Source organism: Streptomyces sp. NPDC001709 (assembly GCF_053596375.1).
The window spans coordinates 64,799-85,134 of record NZ_JBSFGB010000037.1; the positions used below are offsets into that span (position 1 = coordinate 64,799).

The 20,336-nt window shown below is 68.8% G+C and carries 18 protein-coding genes; 4 read left to right on the forward strand and 14 right to left on the reverse strand.

Annotated features, from left to right (window positions below; genetic code table 11):
- Positions 1–9: 9 nt before the first annotated feature.
- Positions 10–1,269, reverse strand: coding sequence for an MFS transporter (locus ACWC0C_RS37840; RefSeq protein ID WP_450868874.1), 1,260 nt, complete (start codon positions 1,267–1,269; stop codon positions 10–12).
- A gap of 96 nt (positions 1,270–1,365) precedes the next feature.
- Between ACWC0C_RS37840 and ACWC0C_RS37845 the strand changes: the two genes are divergently transcribed.
- Positions 1,366–2,382, forward strand: a complete 1,017-nt coding sequence (locus ACWC0C_RS37845; RefSeq protein ID WP_450868875.1) for a LacI family DNA-binding transcriptional regulator — start codon at positions 1,366–1,368, stop codon at positions 2,380–2,382.
- Between the two features lie 147 nt (positions 2,383–2,529).
- On the opposite strand, the gene prcA is transcribed toward ACWC0C_RS37845, so the two are convergent.
- The 6 genes from prcA to arc all read right to left on the reverse strand — a co-directional run bounded on the left by prcA (position 2,530) and on the right by arc (position 8,679).
- Complete coding sequence (gene prcA, locus ACWC0C_RS37850) at positions 2,530–3,282, reverse strand: proteasome subunit alpha (RefSeq protein ID WP_449200391.1); 753 nt, start codon at positions 3,280–3,282, stop codon at positions 2,530–2,532.
- A 62-nt stretch (positions 3,283–3,344) separates the two neighbouring features.
- Positions 3,345–4,190 carry a proteasome subunit beta gene (gene prcB / locus ACWC0C_RS37855; RefSeq protein WP_450868876.1) on the reverse strand — a complete coding sequence of 282 codons (846 nt, stop codon included), beginning with the start codon at positions 4,188–4,190 and terminating at the stop codon, positions 3,345–3,347.
- Positions 4,142–4,735 (reverse strand): endonuclease VII domain-containing protein, encoded by a 594-nt coding sequence (locus ACWC0C_RS37860; RefSeq protein ID WP_450868890.1) that lies wholly within the window; start codon positions 4,733–4,735, stop codon positions 4,142–4,144. Before ACWC0C_RS37860 ends, prcB begins: the two co-directional genes overlap by 49 nt.
- 42 nt (positions 4,736–4,777) lie before the next feature.
- Positions 4,778–4,996 (reverse strand): ubiquitin-like protein Pup, encoded by a 219-nt coding sequence (locus tag ACWC0C_RS37865; RefSeq protein WP_153544461.1) that lies wholly within the window; start codon positions 4,994–4,996, stop codon positions 4,778–4,780.
- 172 nt (positions 4,997–5,168) lie between these two features.
- Positions 5,169–6,680: a depupylase/deamidase Dop gene (gene dop / locus ACWC0C_RS37870; protein WP_449200393.1), complete on the reverse strand. Its 1,512-nt coding sequence runs from the start codon at positions 6,678–6,680 to the stop codon at positions 5,169–5,171.
- Positions 6,681–6,912: 232 nt separating this feature from the next.
- The gene (arc, locus tag ACWC0C_RS37875; RefSeq protein ID WP_449200394.1) at positions 6,913–8,679 is read right to left on the reverse strand and encodes a proteasome ATPase; all 1,767 of its coding nucleotides are present in this window, start codon (positions 8,677–8,679) and stop codon (positions 6,913–6,915) included.
- Positions 8,680–9,214: 535 nt separating this feature from the next.
- On the opposite strand from arc, the gene ACWC0C_RS37880 reads away from it, so the two are divergent.
- Entirely contained in the window at positions 9,215–9,517 is a 303-nt protein-coding gene (locus ACWC0C_RS37880) for a ferredoxin (RefSeq protein WP_450868878.1), read from the forward strand.
- Between the two features lie 37 nt (positions 9,518–9,554).
- Here ACWC0C_RS37880 and ACWC0C_RS37885 read toward each other — a convergent pair whose 3' ends face one another.
- From ACWC0C_RS37885 to ACWC0C_RS37895, 3 genes are all read right to left on the reverse strand, one after another.
- A complete protein-coding gene (locus tag ACWC0C_RS37885) occupies positions 9,555–10,136 on the reverse strand; it encodes a hypothetical protein (protein ID WP_450868880.1) in 582 nt (193 codons plus the stop codon).
- Positions 10,137–10,400: 264 nt separating this feature from the next.
- On the reverse strand, positions 10,401–11,303 hold the full coding sequence (locus tag ACWC0C_RS37890) for a tRNA (adenine-N1)-methyltransferase (protein ID WP_184971000.1): 903 nt from the start codon (positions 11,301–11,303) through the stop codon (positions 10,401–10,403).
- 126 nt (positions 11,304–11,429) lie between these two features.
- Entirely contained in the window at positions 11,430–13,277 is a 1,848-nt protein-coding gene (locus ACWC0C_RS37895; protein ID WP_450868881.1) for a site-2 protease family protein, read from the reverse strand.
- 179 nt (positions 13,278–13,456) lie between these two features.
- Between ACWC0C_RS37895 and ACWC0C_RS37900 the strand changes: the two genes are divergently transcribed.
- A complete protein-coding gene (locus ACWC0C_RS37900) occupies positions 13,457–14,458 on the forward strand; it encodes a RecB family exonuclease (protein ID WP_450868883.1) in 1,002 nt (333 codons plus the stop codon).
- 14 nt (positions 14,459–14,472) lie between these two features.
- Positions 14,473–15,144: a response regulator gene (locus tag ACWC0C_RS37905; RefSeq protein WP_449202223.1), complete on the forward strand. Its 672-nt coding sequence runs from the start codon at positions 14,473–14,475 to the stop codon at positions 15,142–15,144.
- 83 nt (positions 15,145–15,227) lie between these two features.
- On the opposite strand, the gene ACWC0C_RS37910 is transcribed toward ACWC0C_RS37905, so the two are convergent.
- The 4 genes from ACWC0C_RS37910 to ACWC0C_RS37925 form a co-directional block, all read right to left on the reverse strand.
- Entirely contained in the window at positions 15,228–16,808 is a 1,581-nt protein-coding gene (locus ACWC0C_RS37910; protein WP_450868885.1) for an ABC transporter substrate-binding protein, read from the reverse strand.
- A 97-nt stretch (positions 16,809–16,905) separates the two neighbouring features.
- The gene (locus tag ACWC0C_RS37915) at positions 16,906–18,510 is read right to left on the reverse strand and encodes an ABC transporter substrate-binding protein (protein ID WP_450868886.1); all 1,605 of its coding nucleotides are present in this window, start codon (positions 18,508–18,510) and stop codon (positions 16,906–16,908) included.
- Between the two features lie 432 nt (positions 18,511–18,942).
- Complete coding sequence (locus tag ACWC0C_RS37920) at positions 18,943–19,644, reverse strand: HAD family hydrolase (RefSeq protein ID WP_450868887.1); 702 nt, start codon at positions 19,642–19,644, stop codon at positions 18,943–18,945.
- A 338-nt stretch (positions 19,645–19,982) separates the two neighbouring features.
- A partial coding sequence (locus tag ACWC0C_RS37925) for a vitamin B12 dependent-methionine synthase activation domain-containing protein (RefSeq protein WP_450868888.1) occupies positions 19,983–20,336 on the reverse strand: 354 nt, incomplete at its 5' end.

Consider the following 20,336-nt stretch of genomic DNA (forward strand, 5'->3'; position numbering starts at 1 on the left):
GACTGAACATTACGCCCGATCCCCTGAGCTGAAACGGGGTTCGACAGCACGATTTGGATCATTTTCCGATGAAGACGCAACGACCCCGCCCCGCGCGGGAGCTGCGAGGACCCGCCCCGTGGCGAGCAACACCAGCAACGACACGGCCCCCGCCGCACCCGGCACCGCGAAACCCCACACCGTGCCACCGGCCTGTACCACCGGCCCCGCCACACCCGTTCCCACCGAGGCACCCACGGTGAACGTCGTCACAAGCCAGGAGAACGCCTCGGTGACCGTGCCACTCGGCGCATGCCGGTCCACGATGATGAACGCACAGGCGATACACGGCGCCAGGAACACCCCGGAGAGCACCGTCAGCAGCACCATGGCCACCGCCCCCGGCACCAGCGTCAGCGGCAGATAACACACCGCCAGAAGCGCCACCAGCACGCGCAGTCGCCGCTCCGGCGAACCGCCCCACCGACGGGCGCCGTACACCGTGCCACCCACCAGCGCACCCAGACCCAGCCCCGCCATCATCCAGCCGTACACCGCGTCACCGCCGTGACCGTCCGCGTACGACACCGAGGCCACCGTGATGGAGCCCAGCGCCATCCCGACGAACAGAAAGGCACCGAGCAACGCGAGCAGCCCCGGCGAACGCAGCGCACCGAGCCAGTGCGCCTCACGCGGATCCGACCGCCACGCACGCGAAGGCGGCGACACGACCACCGAGAGCGCGCCCAGCACACCCAGCACACTGAGCACCAGCAGGGCCACACGCTCGTCCCACAGGGACACGCACAGCGTCACCAGCAGCGGCCCGACCGTGAACATGATCTCCTGGGCGATCGCGTCCATGGCGTACGCGGTGTGCACCTGCTCCTCGCGGCGCAGCACCGACGGCCACAAGGCGCGCAGACCGCCCTCCAGCGGCGGGGTGAACAGACCGGCCGCCGCGACCGCGCCATAGGCGAGCGGCAGCGGATCGGTGCCAAAGAACGCGAAGACGGCCATGGAGAGCGCCGCGAGGACGGCCGCGGGCAGCTGGACGCGCGGCTGGCCGTGCAGATCCACGAGCCGGCCCAGCACCGGCTGACCGACGGCGTTGGCGACTCCGTAGACCGCAGCGAGCGCGCCCGCCAGGCTGTACGTGCCGCCCTCGGCACGCACGAACAGCACCAGGGCGATGGCGGCCGTCGCATTCGGCAGCCGGCCCACCAGAGTGCCGGCCAGCAGCCGCAGCGCATGCCTCGCCCGGAGTATCTCCAGATAACCCGTGGCCAATCTGCTGCCCTCCAGCCCGACGTTTTACGTATAACCTCGCCTCTCATACGTACCATGTGCGCTGTTCAGACGTCCAGACGAAGAGGCAGGCCCACGGTGGCACGCAGCAGCACGCGCCCGACCAGCCGGGACGTCGCCCAGGCAGCCGGGGTCTCCCAGGCCGCCGTCTCCCTCGTCCTGGGCGACAAATGGCGCGGCCGAGTCTCCGCAACCACCGCCGAACGAGTCCGCGACGCCGCACGCGAACTCGGCTACCGCCCCAACCTCGCCGCCCGCAACCTGCGCCTCGGCCGCACCCGGACCGTCCTGCTCGTCGTACCCGCCCTGACGACCGAATTCTTCGCCGGCGTCTACACCGGCGCCGCACGCGTCGCCGCCGAGAACGGCTTCGGCGTCGTCCTCTACCCCTCCCCCGAAGGCATCGGCCCCGCCCGCGACCCCTTCGCCTCCGCACAAGCCGCCCTGGACGGCGTCATCGCCTCCTCCATGGCCGCCGACGCCCTCACCGCGATCCACGGCGACCAGCTGCCACTCGTGATGCTCGACAGCGACCCCGAAGGCAGCCTGGGCGCCGCCACCGTCAACCTCGACATCGCCGACGGCTTCCGCCAGGTCACCGAACACCTGCTGGACCTCGGCCACCGCCGGATCCTGCACCTGGCCGCCGACATCCCCTCCTGGACCTTCGAAGTCCGCGCAAGGGAACTCTCGGCACGCATCGCCGCCGTACCCGGAGCGGAACTGCACACCGCCCGGGCACCGATCTCCATCGAAGGCGCGCTGACCGCCACCGAAACCGCGATGGCCACACCAGGCCCCCGGCCCACCGCCGTGGTCTGCGACGACGACAAACTCGCCGCCGGCGCCTACAAAGCCCTGCGCCGCCTCGGCCTGCGCGTCCCCGACGACGTATCGGTCACCGGCGTCGACGACCTCGGACTGGCCACCGCCATCGACCCGGAACTGACCACCGTACGACTCGACGCCGAGCTCTTCGGCGAACGCGGCATGCGGGCCCTGCTGGCCGTCCTGGAGGGCCGGCAGCCCCAGAGCGGGGACATCCCGGTCCAACTGGTCGTCCGAGGCTCCACAGCCCCACCCCAGGCCGCCTAGGCGCTCCGGCCCGCGCAGACGCACCCGAACGCCGTGCGCCCCGGCCGGAAGAACGGCCGGGGCACACGAGAACGGACGATCGGGGGTGACAGGGTTCGCCCCCCTCGGAGGCGGAGGTCACTCCCCCTCGGAAGTCACCCCCGGAAGTCACTCCTCCTCGGAGTCGTCCTCCTCGGAACTCTCCGCCTGCGACGCCGCACCCTCCGCCGCCAGCAGACGCGACAGCTGACGCCCGACAATGCGCTTGAACTTGCGCTTCTGCGGACGCGTACGGTCCAGCACCGCCACCTCAAGACGCTCCGCGGGAATCTCCCGCTCACTGCCATTGGTGTCACGGGACAGAGCCTGCACGGCCAGCTTCAGCGCCTCCGCCAGCGTCATACCATCACGGTGACGCTGATCCAGGAAGCTGCTGATCTGCTCCGCATTGCCACCCACCGCGACCGAGCCATGCTCGTCCACGATCGAACCGTCATGCGGCAACCGATAGATCTGGTCACCCTCCGGGGTCTCCCCCACCTCGGCCACGACCAGCTCCACCTCGTACGGCTTCTCCGCCGCCGAAGAGAAGATCGTGCCCAGCGTCTGGGCATAGACGTTGGCGAGACCACGAGCGGTCACATCATCACGGTCATAGGTGTAACCACGCAGGTCGGCGTAACGGACACCACCGATCCGCAGGTTCTCGTACTCGTTGTACTTACCGGCCGCCGCGAAACCGATCCGGTCATAGATCTCGCTGAACTTGTGCAGCGCACGGGACGGGTTCTCACCGACGAACACGATGCCGTCGGCAAACTGCATGACCACCAGACTGCGGCCACGGGCGATCCCCTTCCGGGCATACTCCGCCCGGTCGGCCATCGCCTGCTGGGGTGAGACATAGAACGGCGTCGACACCGGTTATCCGTCCCTTTCTGTCATGGTCACTGGATCACCTTGATAAGAACCGGGGCCCGCGCTCAGAGCAGCGCGGCCTTGGGACCGTCGGGCTCCTCCAAGCGGCGCTGGAGCACCGCGCGGGACAGCTCGGACGCCTCGTCCTCGGTGAGCCGGCGGAAGCCGTCCTCGGTGATCACGGTGATGATCGGGTAGATCCGGCGGGCGACATCGGGACCACCGGTCGCCGAGTCGTCGTCAGCCGCGTCATAGAGCGCCTGCACCACCAGCGTGGTCGCCTGCTCCTCGGTCAGATCGTCACGGAACAACTTCTTCATCGCACCACGCGCGAAGATCGAGCCGGAGCCGGTGGCCGCGAAGTTGTGCTCCTCGCTACGGCCGCCCGTGACGTCGTAGGAGAAGATGCGCCCCTTCTCCCGGTCCAGGTCGTACCCCGCGAAGAGCGGGACGACAGCCAGCCCCTGCATCGCCATGCCCAGGTTCGACCGGATCATCGTCGACAACCGGTTCGCCTTGCCCTCCAGCGACAGCTGAGCACCCTCGACCTTCTCGAAGTGCTCCAGCTCCAGCTGGAAGAGCTTCACCATCTCCACGGCGAGACCGGCGGTACCCGCGATACCGACGGCGGAGTACTCGTCCGCCGGGAACACCTTCTCGATGTCCCGCTGCGCGATGACGTTGCCCATGGTGGCCCGACGGTCACCGGCCAGCACCACGCCGCCCGGGAAGGTCGTGGCGACGATGGTGGTGCCGTGGGGCGCCTCGATCACGCCCTGCGTGGGCGGCAGCTGCCGGTTGCCCGGCAACATCTCGGGCTGGTGCTCGGACAGGAAGTCCATGAAGGAGGAGGACCCTGGCGTCAGGAAGGCAGCTGGTAGACGCCCGGTGCCACGAGTATTGGCTTCCACAAGTTTCCTTCCAGATAGGCTGCGGCCCGGCGCACGGCGTCGGGGTTGTCACCCAACTTGCCGATGGCCGAGTTGCAGTTGAAGCACAGTACGCCTCGGACCCTACCCGTCTTGTGGCAGTGATCCACATGCGCGGGAGGGGCGGCCAGGCAGATCGCGCAGAGGCCCCGCTGAGAGGCGATCATCGCGTCATGCTCGGCTTCGGTGAGGCCGTAGGTGCGCTTCAGGTGATCAGCTCGCCCCTTCGTTGCACGGCACGCCTTGCAACTCGTGCACAGGCCGTCGGACGCGGTTGAGTTGCGATGCCACTCACTGTGCGGCTTGACCTCCCCGCAACTCCGACAGAACTTGTGACCTTCCGGCGTCTCCACACGCGGCCTGACGTTCTTGCCCTTTGCCAGCTGACGGGCCTGGTGGTACCCCGCCCAGCACTCACGGCAGTAGGCCTGCAGCCCGTCACGCATGGCTTTGTTTCGCGCGAACGCTGCCTGCGGCTTGTGCTGCTTGCACCGCGAGCAGCGCTTCGCACCTTCTCCGCTTTCCAAGCCCACCCCCGACAGCTTCCTTCGATTCGAAGATGGAAGCTACTATTCTCCACCCTTCTGAACGAATGACCGAACGAAGTCCTCGGCATTCTCCTCGAGGACATCGTCGATTTCATCGAGGACGGAGTCCACGTCATCGCTCAGCTTCTCGTGCCGCTCCTTGAGGTCCTCCGAAGCCTGCGCGTCCTGCGCCTGCTCCTCGACCTCTTCGGTCGCGCGCGTCGCCTTCTGCTGGCCGCCGCCCGTGTCCTTGGTTGCCATAACCCTCACCCCGCTCAGTTCGCCTGCCGATCGGTGATGATCAGACCCTACAAGCCGGGTCCGACATCGGCCCCGCAGTTTCTCCAACGTACGGGGGCCACCTCGATGATTCCCGGGCGGCGGGATTTCCACCCTGACCGCCGGGGCCGCACCGAGTACCCCCCTGGCCCGCTCAGCCGCCTGACAGGACCCTGACCAGGTCTTCCGCGGTGCGGCAGCGGTCCAGCAGTTCTTTGACGTGATTTCGCGTTCCGCGTAGCGGTTCCAGGGTTGGAACGCGCTGCAGTGAATCCCGGCCGGGGAGGTCGAAAATGACCGAGTCCCAGCTCGCCGCGGCGACGTCGTCGGCGTATTGCTCCAGGCAGCGGCCGCGGAAGTAGGCGCGTGTGTCCTCCGGCGGCCTCGTCATGGCTCGCTCGACGTCTGTCTCGTCGAGGAGGCGCTTGATGCGGCCGCGGGCGACGAGGCGGTTGTAGAGGCCCTTCTCGGGGCGTACGTCGGCGTACTGGAGGTCGACGAGGTGGAGGCGGGCGGCGTCCCAGTCGAGGCTGTCGCGGCGTCGGTAGCCCTCCATGAGTTCCCGTTTGGCGACCCAGTCCAGTTCGCCGGCGAGGCTCATGGGTTCGTTCTCGAGCCTGGTGAGAGTGTCTTCCCAGCGGGTCAGGACGTCCTTGGTCTGTTCGTCGGCGTCCGCGCCGTAGCGTTCTTCCACGTATTTGCGGGAGAGCTCGTAGTACTCCATCTGGAGCTGGACGGCGGTGAGTGTGCGGCCGCTGCGCAGGGTGACCAGGCGCTTGAGTGACGGGTCGTGCGAGACCTGGTGCAGCGTCCGTACCGGCTGGTCGACCGCGAGGTCCACGGCGATGAAGCCGTCTTCGATCATGGCCAGGACCAGGGAGGTCGTGCCCAGCTTGAGGTACGTCGAGATCTCGGAGAGGTTCGCGTCGCCGATGATCACGTGCAGGCGGCGGTATTTCTCCGCGTCCGCGTGCGGTTCGTCCCTCGTATTGATGATGGGGCGCTTCAGCGTCGTTTCGAGGCCGACCTCGACTTCGAAGTAGTCGGCGCGCTGGCTGATCTGGAAGCCGTGTTCGTGGCCGTCCTGGCCGATGCCGACGCGGCCGGCGCCTGCGAAGACCTGGCGGGAGACGAAGAAGGGGGTGAGGTGGCGCACGATGTCCGAGAAGGGGGTTTCCCGCTTCATCAGGTAGTTCTCGTGTGTGCCGTAGCTGGCGCCCTTGTTGTCGGTGTTGTTCTTGTAGAGGTGGATGGGCTGGGCGCCGGGGAGCTGGGCCGCTCGCTCCGCCGCTTCTGCCATGATCCGTTCGCCGGCCTTGTCCCAGAGGACGGCGTCGCGGGGGTTGGTGACCTCGGGGGCGCTGTATTCGGGGTGGGCGTGGTCGACGTAGAGTCGCGCGCCGTTGGTGAGGATCACGTTGGCGAGGCCGATGTCCTCGTCGGTGAGCTGGCTGGCGTCGGCGGCCTCCCGGGCGAGGTCGAAGCCTCGCGCGTCCCGTAGCGGGTTCTCCTCCTCGAAGTCCCAGCGGGCCCGGCGGGCCCGGTGCATCGCCGCGGCGTAGGCGTTGACGATCTGGGACGAGGTGAGCATGGCATTGGCGTTGGGGTGGCCGGGGACGGAGATGCCGTACTCCGTCTCGATGCCCATTACTCGCCGTACGGTCATGCGGCCCTCCTTGCCGGGCGGCACCCTCGGTCGTGGGCGCCGCTCAAGTACCGCTGGCGCTCCGGTGCGTGTGCGGTGCCCGTTCCCGCACTGCGCGACTCGGCGGTAGGAACGAGCCTAGAACGCCTTTGCGCTGGTGGGGAGATCATTTGCGTCATTGGCTGCTCCGGTCGTGGCCTGAAAACGCAAGGGCTGCGGGTACCCGGTGAGGGCACCCGCAGCCGCCCTGCTGTTACAGGTACTGACCGGTGTTCGCCACCGTGTCGATGGAGCGTCCGGTGTCTGCGCCCTGTTTTCCGGTGATGAGGGTGCGGATGTAGACGATCCGTTCGCCCTTCTTTCCGGAGATGCGGGCCCAGTCGTCGGGGTTGGTGGTGTTGGGGAGGTCTTCGTTCTCCTTGAACTCGTCCACGCAGGCCTGGAGGAGGTGGGAGACGCGGAGGCCCTTCTGGCTCTTTTCGAGGAAGTCCTTGATCGCCATTTTCTTGGCGCGTCCGACGATGTTCTCGATCATGGCGCCGGAGTTGAAGTCCTTGAAGTAGAGGACTTCCTTGTCGCCGTTGGCGTAGGTGACTTCCAGGAAGCGGTTCTCCTCGGATTCGGCGTACATCTGCTCGACCGCCGTCTGGATCATGCTCTGGACGGTGGTGGCCTTGTCGCCGCCGTGTTCGCCGAGGTCGTCGGCGTGCAGCGGGAGGCGTTCGGTGAGGTACTTGCCGAAGATGTCCTTGGCGGCCTCGGCGTCGGGACGCTCGATCTTGATCTTCACGTCGAGTCGGCCGGGGCGGAGGATGGCGGGGTCGATCATGTCCTCGCGGTTGGAGGCGCCGATGACGACCACGTTCTGCAGGCCTTCCACGCCGTCGATCTCGGCGAGCAGCTGCGGGACGATGGTGTTTTCCACGTCGGAACTGACGCCGGAGCCTCGGGTGCGGAAGAGGGATTCCATCTCGTCGAAGAAGACGATGACGGGTGTGCCCTCGCTGGCCTTCTCACGGGCACGCTGGAAGACGAGGCGGATCTGCCGCTCGGTCTCGCCGACGTACTTGTTGAGGAGCTCGGGGCCCTTGATGTTGAGGAAGAAGCTCTTGCCGGCGGCTTGGCCGGTGACCTCGGCGACCTTCTTGGCGAGTGAGTTCGCGACGGCCTTGGCGATGAGGGTCTTGCCGCATCCGGGGGGGCCGTAGAGCAGGACGCCCTTGGGTGGGCGCAGCTCGTGCTCCTTGAAGAGGTCGGGGTAGAGGTAGGGCAGCTCGACCGCGTCGCGGATGGCTTCGATCTGGTTGCCCAGGCCGCCGATGGCTTCGTAGCCGATGTCGGGGACCTCTTCGAGGACGAGCTCTTCGACCTCGCTCTTGGGTACGACCTCGTAGACGTAGCCGGAGCGGGGTTCGAGCAGGAGGGCGTCGCCGGGGCGGATGGTGACGTCCAGCAGCGGCTCGGCGAGCCGTACCACCCGTTCCTCGTCGGTGTGGCCCAGTACGAGGGCGCGCTCGCCATCCTCGAGGATTTCCTTGAGGGTGACGATGTCGCCGACGCGCTCGTACTCCATGGCTTCGACCACGTTGAGCGCTTCGTTGAGCATGACTTCCTGGCCGCGCCTGAGGTCGTCGAGGTCGACGCTCGGGCTGACGTTCACCCGGAGTTTGCGGCCGCCGGTGAAGATGTCGGCGGTGCCGTCTTCGTTGGCTTGCAGGAAGACTCCGAAGCCGGCCGGTGGCTGGGCGAGCCGGTCGACCTCTTCCTTGAGGGCCACGATCTGGTCGCGGGCCTCGCGGAGGGTGTTGGCCAGCCGTTCGTTCTGGGCGGACACGCCGGCCAGGTTGGTCTGCAGCTCGACGATCCGCTCTTCGAGAATCCTCGTGTGTCGCGGAGAGTCGGCGAGCTTACGTCGCAGGACGGCGATCTCCTGCTCAAGGTAGGCGATCTGCCCGGCCGGGTCGTCGGACCCTCGTCCCGGGCGGATGCCGCGGTTCATGTCGTCGTCGTGGGCTGCCACGGTCCTCACCTCCTCCAAGGGGAGCTGGACGCTTCCAGACCCTACCTGGGTGGGTGTCGATTGAAACCCCTAGATCACCAAGACTGTCAAGGTGTGTCGTCGGTCACCCGGTGCGCTCTCCCTCGCACGGAGGGGATACCCACTCAACGTGATGTGGAAGCGGCTTGTTCCGGGCATGGCGTGGTCGAATCCCTTCGGGAGCGGCCGGAGTTGTCTGTTCCGGGCTGTATCGGTGTGGAGGCGGGCAGCCCTCAGGGCGCTCGTACGGTCATCACGCAGAGCGACGGTCCGGGCGGGGGGTGTCACCGCCGGCCCGGCTTGAAATGGTCGGTCCCGGGGTGATGTGTGTCGTTCCCGGGTGGGACTGCTGGTCGGGCGCTGGTACCCGGGTCGGCGGGGGCGGAAACCCCGTGGTGGTGGAGGACGGCTGGAATGCGGGCGGAGGTAGGGTCGGGGGTGTTCAACAGCCGCTGGAGCGGACCCGGCTGGCCCTGACGGTGGCCGGTTTCGTCCGGCGCATTCGACGGCAGGAGAGGTGACCGTGCAGCAGGAGGCCCCGGGCGGGGAGGCGCTGGAGGTCTGGATCGACCAGGATCTGTGTACCGGTGACGGGATCTGCGCCCAGTATGCCCCTGAGGTGTTCGAGCTGGACATCGACGGGCTGGCCTATGTGAAGGGCGCGGACGAGGAGCTGCTGCAGGACGTGGGGGCGACGGTGCCGGTGCCGCTGCCGTTGCTGGTGGATGTGGTGGACTCGGCGCGGGAGTGTCCCGGCGAGTGCATTCATGTGCGCCGGGTTTCGGACAGGGTCGAGGTGTACGGGCCCGACGCGGAGTGAGTCCGGCCGGGCCCGGGGGCAGACGTCGGGCCCGGGGTCAGACGCTGTGGGCGGAGTCGGTGGTGGAGCGGATGAACACGTTGCCGTTCCAGTGCCATGTGGCCGGGGTCTTCAGGTCGGGGCAGCAGTTGGGGACGGCGTCGGAGGAGTAGCCGAGCAGGGTGGCGGCGACCGTGCCCGCGCGCAGGGAGAAGTCGGTGACGGTGAGCCGGTCCTTGGGGTCGACGAGGGTGGCGCCGACGCGTGGCGTGGCGCTGTCGGTGGAGCGGGTGAGGACGTAGACGCCGTCGGGCGGGGTGCCCATGGCGGAGTCGCAGTGCACGACGGCGACGGTTTCCGGTCTGCCGTCGCCGTCGAGGTCTCCGCTGGCTTTCTTGGCGACGACGGCTTTCACGGGTCCGCATTGCAGGGGGAAGTCGACGCCTGTGGTGCCGGGGGGTGCGACGGCGGCGGGGGCGGACTTGTTCTGCGTGCCGCCGGCGGCCTGGGCGGCCGTGGCCGATCCGGGCTGTACGACGGAGGAGAGGGCTACGACGCCGGCGACGGCCGTGGCGGTGGCGACCCAGTGGATGGGCCGGGTGTGGGTGTGGGCGAGCTCCGGAACGGCGGATTGCTGCACTAGGAGTGTCTCCTGTGAGGGCTGTGCCGGTGGGGTGGCCAGCATGGTGCCACACGTCACAGTGCGGGGGAACGGCGGGGTCCGGTATTTCCGCAGGCGGGCGCCGCGCGCGCGTGGCGGGCGTACGGGCCGTGCGGTGGGGAGCCCTGGTGTGCTGTCAACGGACGGGCGCCGTGCGCGAGTTCCCCCGGGTGGGCGGGAACTCGGGCACGGCGCCGTTGCGTTGTGTTCTGTGCGGGGGGTTGTGTGTTCTGTGCGGGCCGGTCAGCGGCCGGCGCCGCCGTCGGCGTTGGGGCCGGCGTAGTCCTCGCCGTAGGCGCCCTTGGCGGGGCGGCGGCGGCGCATGGGCGGCTCGACGCCGTCGGCGAGGCGGCGGGCGGTGAGCAGGAAGCCGGTGTGGCCGATCATGCGGTGGTCGGGGCGGACGGCCAGGCCCTCGATGTGCCAGTTGCGGATCATGGTTTCCCAGGCGGTCGGCTCGTTGAAGCAGCCGATCTCCCGGATGGACTCCACGGTCCGGGCGAGCTGGGTGGTGGTGGCCACGTAGCAGCACAGGATGCCGCCGGGGACGAGTGCCTTGGAGACGGCCTCGAGGCATTCCCAGGGGGCGAGCATGTCGAGGATGACGCGGTCGACGTCGGTGTCGGACAGGTTGTCCTGGAGGTCGCCGACGGTGAGCTGCCAGGCGGGGTGGGGGCCGCCGAAGTAGCGCTCGACGTTCGCTTGCGCGATCTCGGCGAAGTCCTCGCGGCGCTCGTAGGAGTGCAGCATGCCCTGGTCGCCGATGGCGCGCAGCAGGAAGCTGCTGAGCGAGCCGGAGCCGACGCCGGCTTCCACGACGCGTGCGCCGGGGAAGATGTCGGCGAAGGCGAGGATCTGCCCCGCGTCCTTCGGGTAGACGACGGCTGCCCCGCGGGGCATGGACAGGACGTAGTCGGGGAGCAGGGGGCGCAGCGCGAGGTAGGCGACGTTGCCGGTCGTGCGGACAACGCTGCCCTCGGGAGCGCCGATCAGTTCGTCGTGCGGGAAGGAACCCTTGTGGGTGTGGAAGTTCTTCCCGGCTTCGAGCGTGAACGTGTAGTGGCGGCCCTTGGGGTCGGTCAGCTGTACCTGGTCCCCGACCTTGAAGGGCCCGCGACGGCGGGCGGCACCGGTCGGTTCGGACATGTGACCAGCGTACCGGGTCCCTGCCGGGGGCTTGGCCGATGGAGGGGGTGGGGGCGGCTGTGCGTGCGAACGGTGCGGGTTGTCCGTGGCTGCGCGCACAGTTCCCCGCGCCCCTGAAGGGGCGCTTCAGGCGGGCCTTGCCATTGCCTTGACGAAGGCCCGCTCCACGTCTGCTGCCGACAGGACGCCGTAGATCTCGCCGGTCTCCTCGACCACGAGGTACTCGGTGGCGGGGGTGGCGCGCAGGACGTCGAGGAGTTCTTCCCCGGCCAGTTCGGCGGAGACGCGCATGCCGTCGGTGAGGTCCTGGGCGAGGCCGCTGACGGCTACCCAGGGGCGGCGGTGTTCGGGTACGCCGACGATGGCGGACTCGCGGACCAGGGAGAGGGGGTTGCCGTGGGCGTCGACGACGACGAGGGCGCGGGCGCCGGCGGCGTTGGCGCGGCGCAGGGCCTCGGAGAGCGGGGTGTCGGTCTGGACGGGCACGGCGCGGCGGGTGAGGGTGCGGGCGCGCAGTTCGGGGAGGTGTTCGCGCAGGCGGGCCATGCGCAGGCTGTTGCCGGCGCCGGTCCAGATGATCGCGGCGAGGATGGCGGCGAGCAGGGCGTCGGTGACGGTGTCCATGCCGTTCACGTTGTCGTTGTTGCCGCCGAGGGCGCCGGACTGGTTGAGCAGGGGCAGGCCGATCAGGACGGCGACGGCGAGGGCGCGGCCGACCCAGGCGGCGGCGATGGTGCCGCTCATGGGTTTGCCGGTGATTTTCCAGACGACGGCGCGGAGCATACGGCCGCCGTCGAGGGGCAGGCCGGGCAGGAGGTTGAAGATCGCCACGATGAGGTTGGAGACCATCAGGCCGGCCAGCAGGACACCGGGGACGGTGCCGGGCTCGACGGGCTTCATGGCGAGGTAGAACAGCCCGGCGAGGACGAGTGAGAGCAGCGGTCCGACGAAGGCCAGGACGAACTCGCGGCCCGGGGTCTCGGCCTCCTTCTCGATCTCGGAGACACCGCCGAAGAACTGCAGCTGGATGCGGCGGACCGGGAGCTTGAAGCGGATGGCGGCGACGGTGTGGGCGAGCTCGTGGACCAGGACGGAGGCGTAGAAGGCGACGGCGAAGAACAGGGAGACCAGGTAGCGGGCGGCGCCCAGCTCGGGCAGCACGCGGTCCAGCTGGCCGCCGAAGACCCAGGTGATCAGTGCGGCGACGAGGAACCAGCTGGGTGCGACGTAGACCGGCACGCCGAACGGGCGGCCCATGAGGATGCCTCCGCCCGGTTCCTTGGGCCGGGGCTGCGGCGGCTCGCCCTTGGCGATACCGGAGTGGGCGAGGGACCGGTGGTCGTGGGGCGGGGTGGTCGTGTCGTGGGGCGGGGCGGGCTTGTCCTGGGAGGGGACGCTGGTGCCGTGGACCTGGGAGTCCGGGTCGCCGGTGCCGCCGCCCGTCGTGGTGCGGCGGTCCGTGGCCGCCGGGCCGCCGCTCGGAGCCGGCGAGCCGCCGGTGGGCCTCTCGTCGTCCGGGGCGCCGCTGGTGCCGGGGTCGCTGGTGTGGGATGCGTCCGTCTCGCCGCTGGAGGCCGTGGTCCCTGTCCCGCCGGGGGTGCCTTGGGCTTCCGAGTCGTCGCCGGGGCCGGAAGTGGCCGCGCGGGCGTCTGCTCCGGTGTCGTCCGAGCCGTCGGCCGTGCCGGTGCTGCCCGTGCCGGTGCTGTCGGGGTGGTCCGGGGTCCCGGTGGGGTCCGTGTCGGCCTGGGCAGGTCGCGGGGCCGGTGGTCGGCTGGTCGATGCCGTGGTGTTCTCGGCGTCGTCGGGGTGCCCGTCCTTGCTGTCCTGGCGGGGGTCCGCGCCGGGCGTGTGGGGCCGGGGCTCCGGGCCGGGGTGGTCGGTGGGGCCGGTCGCCGGGGCCGTTGGACCTGCGGGGTGCTCGGCCGGCTCGTCGTTGCCGGACCGCGGCTGCCCGCTCCCGCCGCTCACGTCCACGGTGTCCCCTCGTTCGAAGCGTCTTCCGTACCTGCCGGACGGAAGGGTCTGTGGTCGATGGTATGCGGCCGTGGTGGCGCGTTTCGCCCCGGCACCCCTTGTGTTTGCCCCACGGTCGGGCGGCCGAACACAAGCATCGGCTGGGTCACTGTCAGTGGTGGGCCGTAAGGTCTGTGGACATGGACAGCAGCATCGAGGACCCGGGAGCCCTGCCGGGCGGCGCCACCGAGCAGACGGAAGAGACCGAGGCGCCGCGACCCACGCCCATAGCGGCTGCAGTCGCCGCCGAGCCCGATGCCGCCGAGCCCGATGCCGCCGCCGAGCGCGTCGCGATCCCGCCCAGCTCGCTGTCCCCGTCCCGGGCCGGCGATTTCATGCAGTGCCCGTTGCTGTACCGGTTCCGGGTGATCGACCGGCTGCCGGAGAAGCCGAGTGCGGCGGCGACCCGGGGCACGCTGGTGCACGCGGTGCTGGAGCGGCTGTTCGACGCGCCCGCTGCGGAGCGGACCGCGCCCCGGGCCAAGGCGCTGATCCCGGGCCAGTGGGACCGGCTGCGGGAGAGCCGGCCGGAGGTCACGGAGCTGTTCGCCGACGACCCGGACGGGGAGCGGCTGGCCGGGTGGCTTCAGGAGGCCGAGCGGCTCGTGGAGCGCTGGTTCACGCTGGAGGATCCGACGCGTCTGGAGCCCGCCGAGCGGGAGCTGTTCGTGGAGACCGAGCTGGAGTCGGGGCTGCGGCTGCGCGGGATCATCGACCGGGTCGATGTGGCGCCGACCGGTGAGGTGCGGATCGTCGACTACAAGACGGGCAAGGCGCCGAGGCCGGAGTACTCCGAGGGCGCGCTGTTCCAGATGAAGTTCTACGCGCTGGTGGTGTGGCGGCTGAAGCGGGTGATCCCGCGCCGGCTCCAGCTGGTGTATCTGGGCAGCGGGGACGTGCTGACGTACGACCCGGTCCTCGCGGATCTCGAGCGGGTGGAGCGCAAGCTGCACGCGCTGTGGGACGCCATCAAGGAGGCCACGGAGACCGGGGAGTGGCGGCCCCGTCCGACCAAGCTGTGCGGCTGGTGCGATCACCAGGCACACTGCCCGGAGTTCGGCGGCACTCCCCCGCCGTATCCGTTGCCGGTGAGGGCGGCCGAGTCGGAGCGTGTGACGCAGGGCAGAATGGGCCCGGACTAGCGAAGGAGTGTCACGTGGCCATCCGTGTCCTACTGGTCGACGACCAGCCCCTGCTGCGTACGGGTTTCCGGATGATCCTGGAGGCGGAGCAGGACATCGCGGTCGTGGGCGAGGCCGGTGACGGTCTGCAGGCCCTCGATCAGGTGCGGGCCCTGCAGCCGGATGTCGTGCTGATGGATATCCGCATGCCGCGGATGGACGGGGTGGAGGCGACCCGGCAGATCACCGGGCCCGGACGGGACGGTCCGGCGAAGGTGCTGGTGCTGACCACGTTCGATCTGGACGAGTATGTGGTGGAGGCGCTGCGGGCCGGCGCCAGCGGCTTCCTGTTGAAGGACGCGCCCGCCAATGAACTGGTGCAGGCCATCCGTGTGGTGGCGGCCGGTGAGGCGATGCTGGCGCCGAGCATCACGCGTCGGCTGCTGGACAAGTACGCCACGCATCTGCCGTCCGGCGAGGAGCCGGTGCCGGACACGCTGAACACTCTCACCGACCGTGAGGTGGAGGTGCTGAAGCTGGTGGCGCGCGGCCTGTCCAATGCGGAGATCGCCGCCGACCTGTTCGTCAGTGAGACCACTGTGAAGACGCATGTGGGGCACGTGCTGACGAAGCTGGGCCTGAGGGACCGAGTGCAGGCGGCGGTGTACGCGTACGAGAGCGGTCTGGTGCGCCCGGGCGCACAGTAGGACGTCGTACACGGCACAGGGCGGTGTTTCACAGGGCGGTGTTTCCTCCCGAGGGGAAACACCGCCCTGTGCTTATGTGGCGCTCAGCTCTTGCTGAGTTCCCAGAACCGGAACACCGTGGAGGCGTCCAGGCAGTACTCCAGGCCGTAGACGCCGTCACGGACGACCGCGTACTGCTTGGCCTGCCAGACGGGCAGGACGGGCAGTTCGGCGGCGACGATGTTCTGCAGCCTTCCGAAGTCCTTGTCGGTGGCGGCCCGGTCGCTCTGCGCGGCGGTGTCGGGGATGAGCGTGCCGCTGATGGTGCGGTTGCTGTAGTTGTTGTCCAGCACGTTGCCCTTGCCGAAGAAGGGCGCGGTGAAGTTGTCGGCGTCCGGGTAGTCGGGCACCCAGCCCTTGACGTAGACGCCGTACTTGCCGGCCGCGATGTCCTTCTCGTACTGGTCGAAGCCGACGGACTTCACGTCCGCGTCGAAGAGTCCGCTGGCGTTGAGCTGGCCGGCGATGGCCTTCAGCTCTTCGTCGGTGGCGGGGCCGTAGCGGGACGGCGTGGACCACAGGGTGAGCTTGACCTTGCCGGTGATGCCGGCGGCGTGCAGGGCCTGGGCGGCCTTGGCCTGCGAGGGGCGGGCGCCGTAGGTGTCGAAGAAGGCGGTGTTGTGGCCGACGATGCCCGCCGGGATGATCGAGTACAGCGGGGTGGCGGTGCCCTGGTAGACGTTCTTGATGAGGGCGTCGCGGTCGATGAGGTAGGCCATGGCCTTGCGGACGCCGAGTTTTCCGGCGACCGGGTCCTTCATGTTGAAGACCAGGTGCTGGACTTCGGCGCTGCTGCCCTCGATGACGTCGACGCCCTTGCTGCCGCTTTGCTGGTCGAGGCCGGCGACGTCGGAGGCGGACAGGCCTCGGTAGGCGATGTCGATGTCGCCGTCGAGGAGGGCCTTCTTCAGGGTGCTGCGGTCGCCGTGGAAGAACTTCAGGGTGACGCCGGAGTTCTTGACCTTGGCGGTGCCCTTGTAGTTGCCGTTGACCGAGAAGACGGCCTTGTCCTTGTCGAAGGAGTCCAGCTTGTAGGGGCCTGAGCCGACGGCCTTGTGGTCGGGGCGCAGGCCGGTCGCGTCGTACTGGCTGTGGTCCACGATGGAGCCGGCGCCGGAGGCGATCTTGCTGGGGAAGGTGGCGTCGGAGGACTTCAGGTGGAAGACCACCGTCTTGGCGTCCGGCGTGTCGATGCGGCCGAGCATCGGGAACATGATCGCGGGCCCCGCGGGGTCGTTGATCTTCATCATGCGGTCGAAGGAGAACTTCACGTCCTTCGAGGTGAGCGGGTCACCGTTGCTGAACTTCAGGCCGGCCTTCAGCTCGCACTTGTAGACCGTGGCCTGGGAGTCGGTGAAGGAGCATGCCCTGGCCAGTTCGGGCTGGGGTTCGGTCGCGCCCTTGGGGAAGCTGAGCAGCGACTGGAAGACGTTGTCGAACAACAGCCAGGACCCGGGGTCGTAGCCGGAGGCCGGGTCCGTGGCGAGGACGTCGTCTGACATCCCCATCACCACGGAGGAGCCGGTACCCCCGGAATCACCGGACCCTGAGCCGCAGCCGGTCAACAGGCCGGAGGCCAGCCCTGCCACGATGGGCAGGACTGGCCACTGGTTGCGCATATTCACTTACGTGTGCCTTGTCGTCGGTTCGTCACCCCGGGGCCGCCGTCCTGGCCCCGGGCTATCCGGGGCAGCCGTCCCTGGCCCCCGGAGGAGAGAGCCATCAGCCGCTCACACCGCGGCCGAGCTCCCACAGCTGAAGCGTCGAGGAGGAGTTGAGGGCGTAGGCGACGCCCGTGATGTCGTTCCGTGCGGCGACGTACTGCTTGCCCTGCCACAGCGGCAGGATCGGAACGTCCTCGGCGACGGTGTCCTGGATCTCCGTCAGGCTCTTGGCGGCGTTGATCCGGTCGGCCTCGCGGCGGGACTGCGGGATCAGGGTGCGCTGGATGGCGCTGTTGGAGTACGGCGAGCCGAGGAAGTTGTCCTTGTCGAGGAAGGGTGCGAGGAAGTTGTCGGCGTCGGGGAAGTCGGGGAACCAGCCCATGCCGTAGACGTCGTACTGGCCCTTCTGCTCGGCGGGCCGGAAGGTCTCCCAGGGGTGGCCCTGGATGGAGGCGTCGAACAGGCCGCTGTCGTTGAGCTGCTGCTGCAGGACCTCGAACTCCTTCTTCGTGGCGGAGCCGTAGTGGTCGGTGGTGTAGTGCAGCGTCAGCTTCACCGGGGTGGTGATGCCGGCCTTGGTCAGCAGGTCCTTGGCCTTGGCGGTGCTGGGGTTGCCGTACTTGTTGAAGAACGAGTTGGAGTGGCCGGTGACGGTGGCCGGGACGAGCGAGTACAGCGGCTCGGCCTGGGTGCCGTAGACCTTGGAGACCAGTTCCGCCCGGTTGATGAGCTGGGCCATGGCCTGGCGTACGGCCTTGGACTTCACGCTGGACGCGTTGGTGTCGAAGGCCAGGTAGCGGATTTCCAGGCCGGGCATGTCGACGAGGTCGACGTTGTCGTCGCCGCCGGCGTCCAGCTTCTGGATCTGGGCGGGCGCCATGGTGCGGGTCATGACGTCGATGTCACCCTTGTCGATGGCGGCGCCCATGGCGTCGGCGTCGGTGAAGGAGCGCAGCTCGACCTCGCCGTTGTTCACCTTGAAATAGCCCTTGTAATTGGGATTCTTGGTGAAGGTGGCGTTGGTGATCGCGTTGCCCTGGACGTCGGCGTGGAAGGTGTACGGGCCGGAGCCGTCGACCTCGAAGCCGTCGCGCAGCTTGTCCTTCTGGTAGTCCTTCGGGTTGATGATGCCCGCGACCGGGGTGGACAGCTTGTACGGGAACGTGGCGTCGGCGGTCTTGAGGTGGAAGATGACCTCGCGGTCACCCTGCGTCTCGATGGTGTCGATGGTGTTCAGCAGGGAGGACACACCGCTGCTCGACTTCAGGCGCAGGGCACGCTCGATGGAGAACTTGACGTCCTGGGCGGTGACCGGGTCGCCGCTCGCGAACTCCAGGCCGTCGCGGAGCTTGCAAGCGTAGCGTTCGCTGCCGCTGTCGGTGAAGGAGCAGCTCTCGGCGGCGTCCGCTACGGGGTTGCCCTCGCCCCTGGGCTGCGTCATCAGGGTCTGCACGGTCTGACGCAGGATGTTCCAGGTGCCGACGTCGTAGGCGTAGGCGGGGTCGAGGGGAGCCGGGGCGTCGCTGGTGGCGGTGAACCGGTCCGTGGTGCCGACGACGATGGCGTCACCGCTCTTGCTCCCGCTGTCCGATCCGCCGCACGCGGCGAGAACCGGGGTGAGCAGGCCGGCCACGGCCGGCAGCACCAAAGTCTTGCGGTTCATGCGGGAGTTTCTCCAGAGCTGTTCGGGTCCGTGTATCCGGCATGCATGGTGGTGCGGCGGATCACGGGGGGTTGCTGCGATGTTCTCGCGACGAGATTAGTCCGCGCTCGCAGGGGGGTTCACAGCTGCGTGAGTTCACCTCCCATCACGCAGTGGAACCGGGTGCGGACACACCGAAAACCCGACAGCGGCAGGATTAGTGCAGCTTCCCATCAATCGGGACACAAAGACCTGCCGTTCCGGGCGGAAGAGGGTCGTTCAGCACACTCGACCCGAGCTGTCGAGGGCCGTCAAGGTGGCGAACGTCACACCTGCAACTGTGCGGTGAGTCAGTGGAATTCGGCCGGGCGGCCGGCCGTGAATTCCACTCGGGTGTACTTCCCCGGAAATTTGTCCAACCGGGCCAATAGACTTTTCACGCTGGGTGAGCGGCTAGCGCATTTCCGTCATCAGGCCGCGCAGAAATGGCAGGTCGACCTCTTCCAGAGAGGTCACCACGGTGCGCCCGGCGGCGGGGGTGATGGGGGCGACGGAGGGTACGGCGACCACCCGGCAGCCCGCGGCCTCGGCGGCGGCGACACCGGTCGCGGTGTCCTCGACCACCGCGCATCTGTCCGGCTGTGCGCCGAGCCCCGCCGCGGCGAGCAGATAGGGGTCGGGGAAGGGCTTGGTGCGGGACACCTCGTCGCCGGCGATGGACAGGGCGAAGTGGTGCGGTCCGAGCACGCTCAGCACGCGGTCGATGATGCGCCGGTGGGAGGCCGAGACCAGGGCGGTGGGGATGGCGTGCTCGTGGAGTTCGGCGAGCAGGCGGGCGGCGCCCGGCATCAGCGGCAGGGTACGGCCGATGCGGTCCTCGAAACCCTCGTTGAGCAGCGCGGTGAGTTCGGCGAGGCTGATGTCGGCGCCGGTGGCCTCGATGAGGAAGCCGGCGCTGCGGGTCATGGGTCCGCCGACCACGACGTGCCGCCAGGAGTCGTCCAGGGTGTGGCCGAGAGCGGCGAAGATCTCGACCTCGACGTCCCACCAGAAACCCTCGGTGTCCACCAGGGTGCCGTCCATGTCGAGGAGCACCGCCTGCAGGGCGGAGCCTTCGGCCGTTAGGGTTCCGAGCGCGGGGACCGTGCTGGTCATCCGGGCGCACCTCCTTGAGGGACGATCAGGCCGGTTCCCGGACAGGGAACCGGCCTGCAGTGGACCGACCAGTGTACGACTCCGACGCCCGAAGCGCCTCGTTTATCACTCGAGTCCGGGGGTATGCCGAAAATCACCCTCGCCGCAGGCCAGAGGGCCGTCGGCGTGCCGCCGTCAGGGTCGCAGCGGCCGCCGGCACGGCAGCTCCCCAGGGGCGCGGGGCTGTGTCGATATACGGCTCCGCCGCGTGGGCGCGACCAGCCCACCACCGCCGGCACTCGCGCACGGACGAGACGCACAACGGCGGGTGGGCGGCAACGGCCAAACCCCCGGAGGGCTCAGCGGGCGTTGAAGTACTTCGCCTCCGGGTGATGGATCACGATCGCGTCGGTGGACTGCTCGGGGTGCAGCTGGAACTCCTCGGACAGGTGGACGCCGATCCGCTCCGGCTGCAGCAGGTCCGCGATCTTGGCGCGGTCCCCCAGTTCGGGGCAGGCGCCGTAGCCGAGGGAGAAGCGGGCGCCCCGGTACTTCAGGGCGAACATGTCCTCGATGTCGGCCGGGTCCTCGCCGCCGAAACCGAGTTCGGAGCGCACCCGCGCGTGCCAGTACTCGGCGAGGGCCTCGGCCAACTGGACGGACAGGCCGTGCAGTTCGAGGTAGTCGCGGTAGGCGTTGGCCTCGAAGAGCTT

What these genes read in the sequence shown, in the direction of transcription:
- ACWC0C_RS37865 (WP_153544461.1), bottom strand. Translation starts at nt 4,996, where the DNA reads ATGGCAACCAAGGACACGGGCGGCGGCCAGCAGAAGGCGACGCGCGCG.
- dop (WP_449200393.1), bottom strand. Translation starts at nt 6,680, where the DNA reads ATGACCGTACGGCGAGTAATGGGCATCGAGACGGAGTACGGCATCTCC.
- ACWC0C_RS37890 (WP_184971000.1), bottom strand. Translation starts at nt 11,303, where the DNA reads ATGTCCGAACCGACCGGTGCCGCCCGCCGTCGCGGGCCCTTCAAGGTC.
- ACWC0C_RS37900 (WP_450868883.1), top strand. Translation starts at nt 13,457, where the DNA reads ATGGACAGCAGCATCGAGGACCCGGGAGCCCTGCCGGGCGGCGCCACC.
- ACWC0C_RS37915 (WP_450868886.1), bottom strand. Translation starts at nt 18,510, where the DNA reads ATGAACCGCAAGACTTTGGTGCTGCCGGCCGTGGCCGGCCTGCTCACC.
- ACWC0C_RS37920 (WP_450868887.1), bottom strand. Translation starts at nt 19,644, where the DNA reads ATGACCAGCACGGTCCCCGCGCTCGGAACCCTAACGGCCGAAGGCTCC.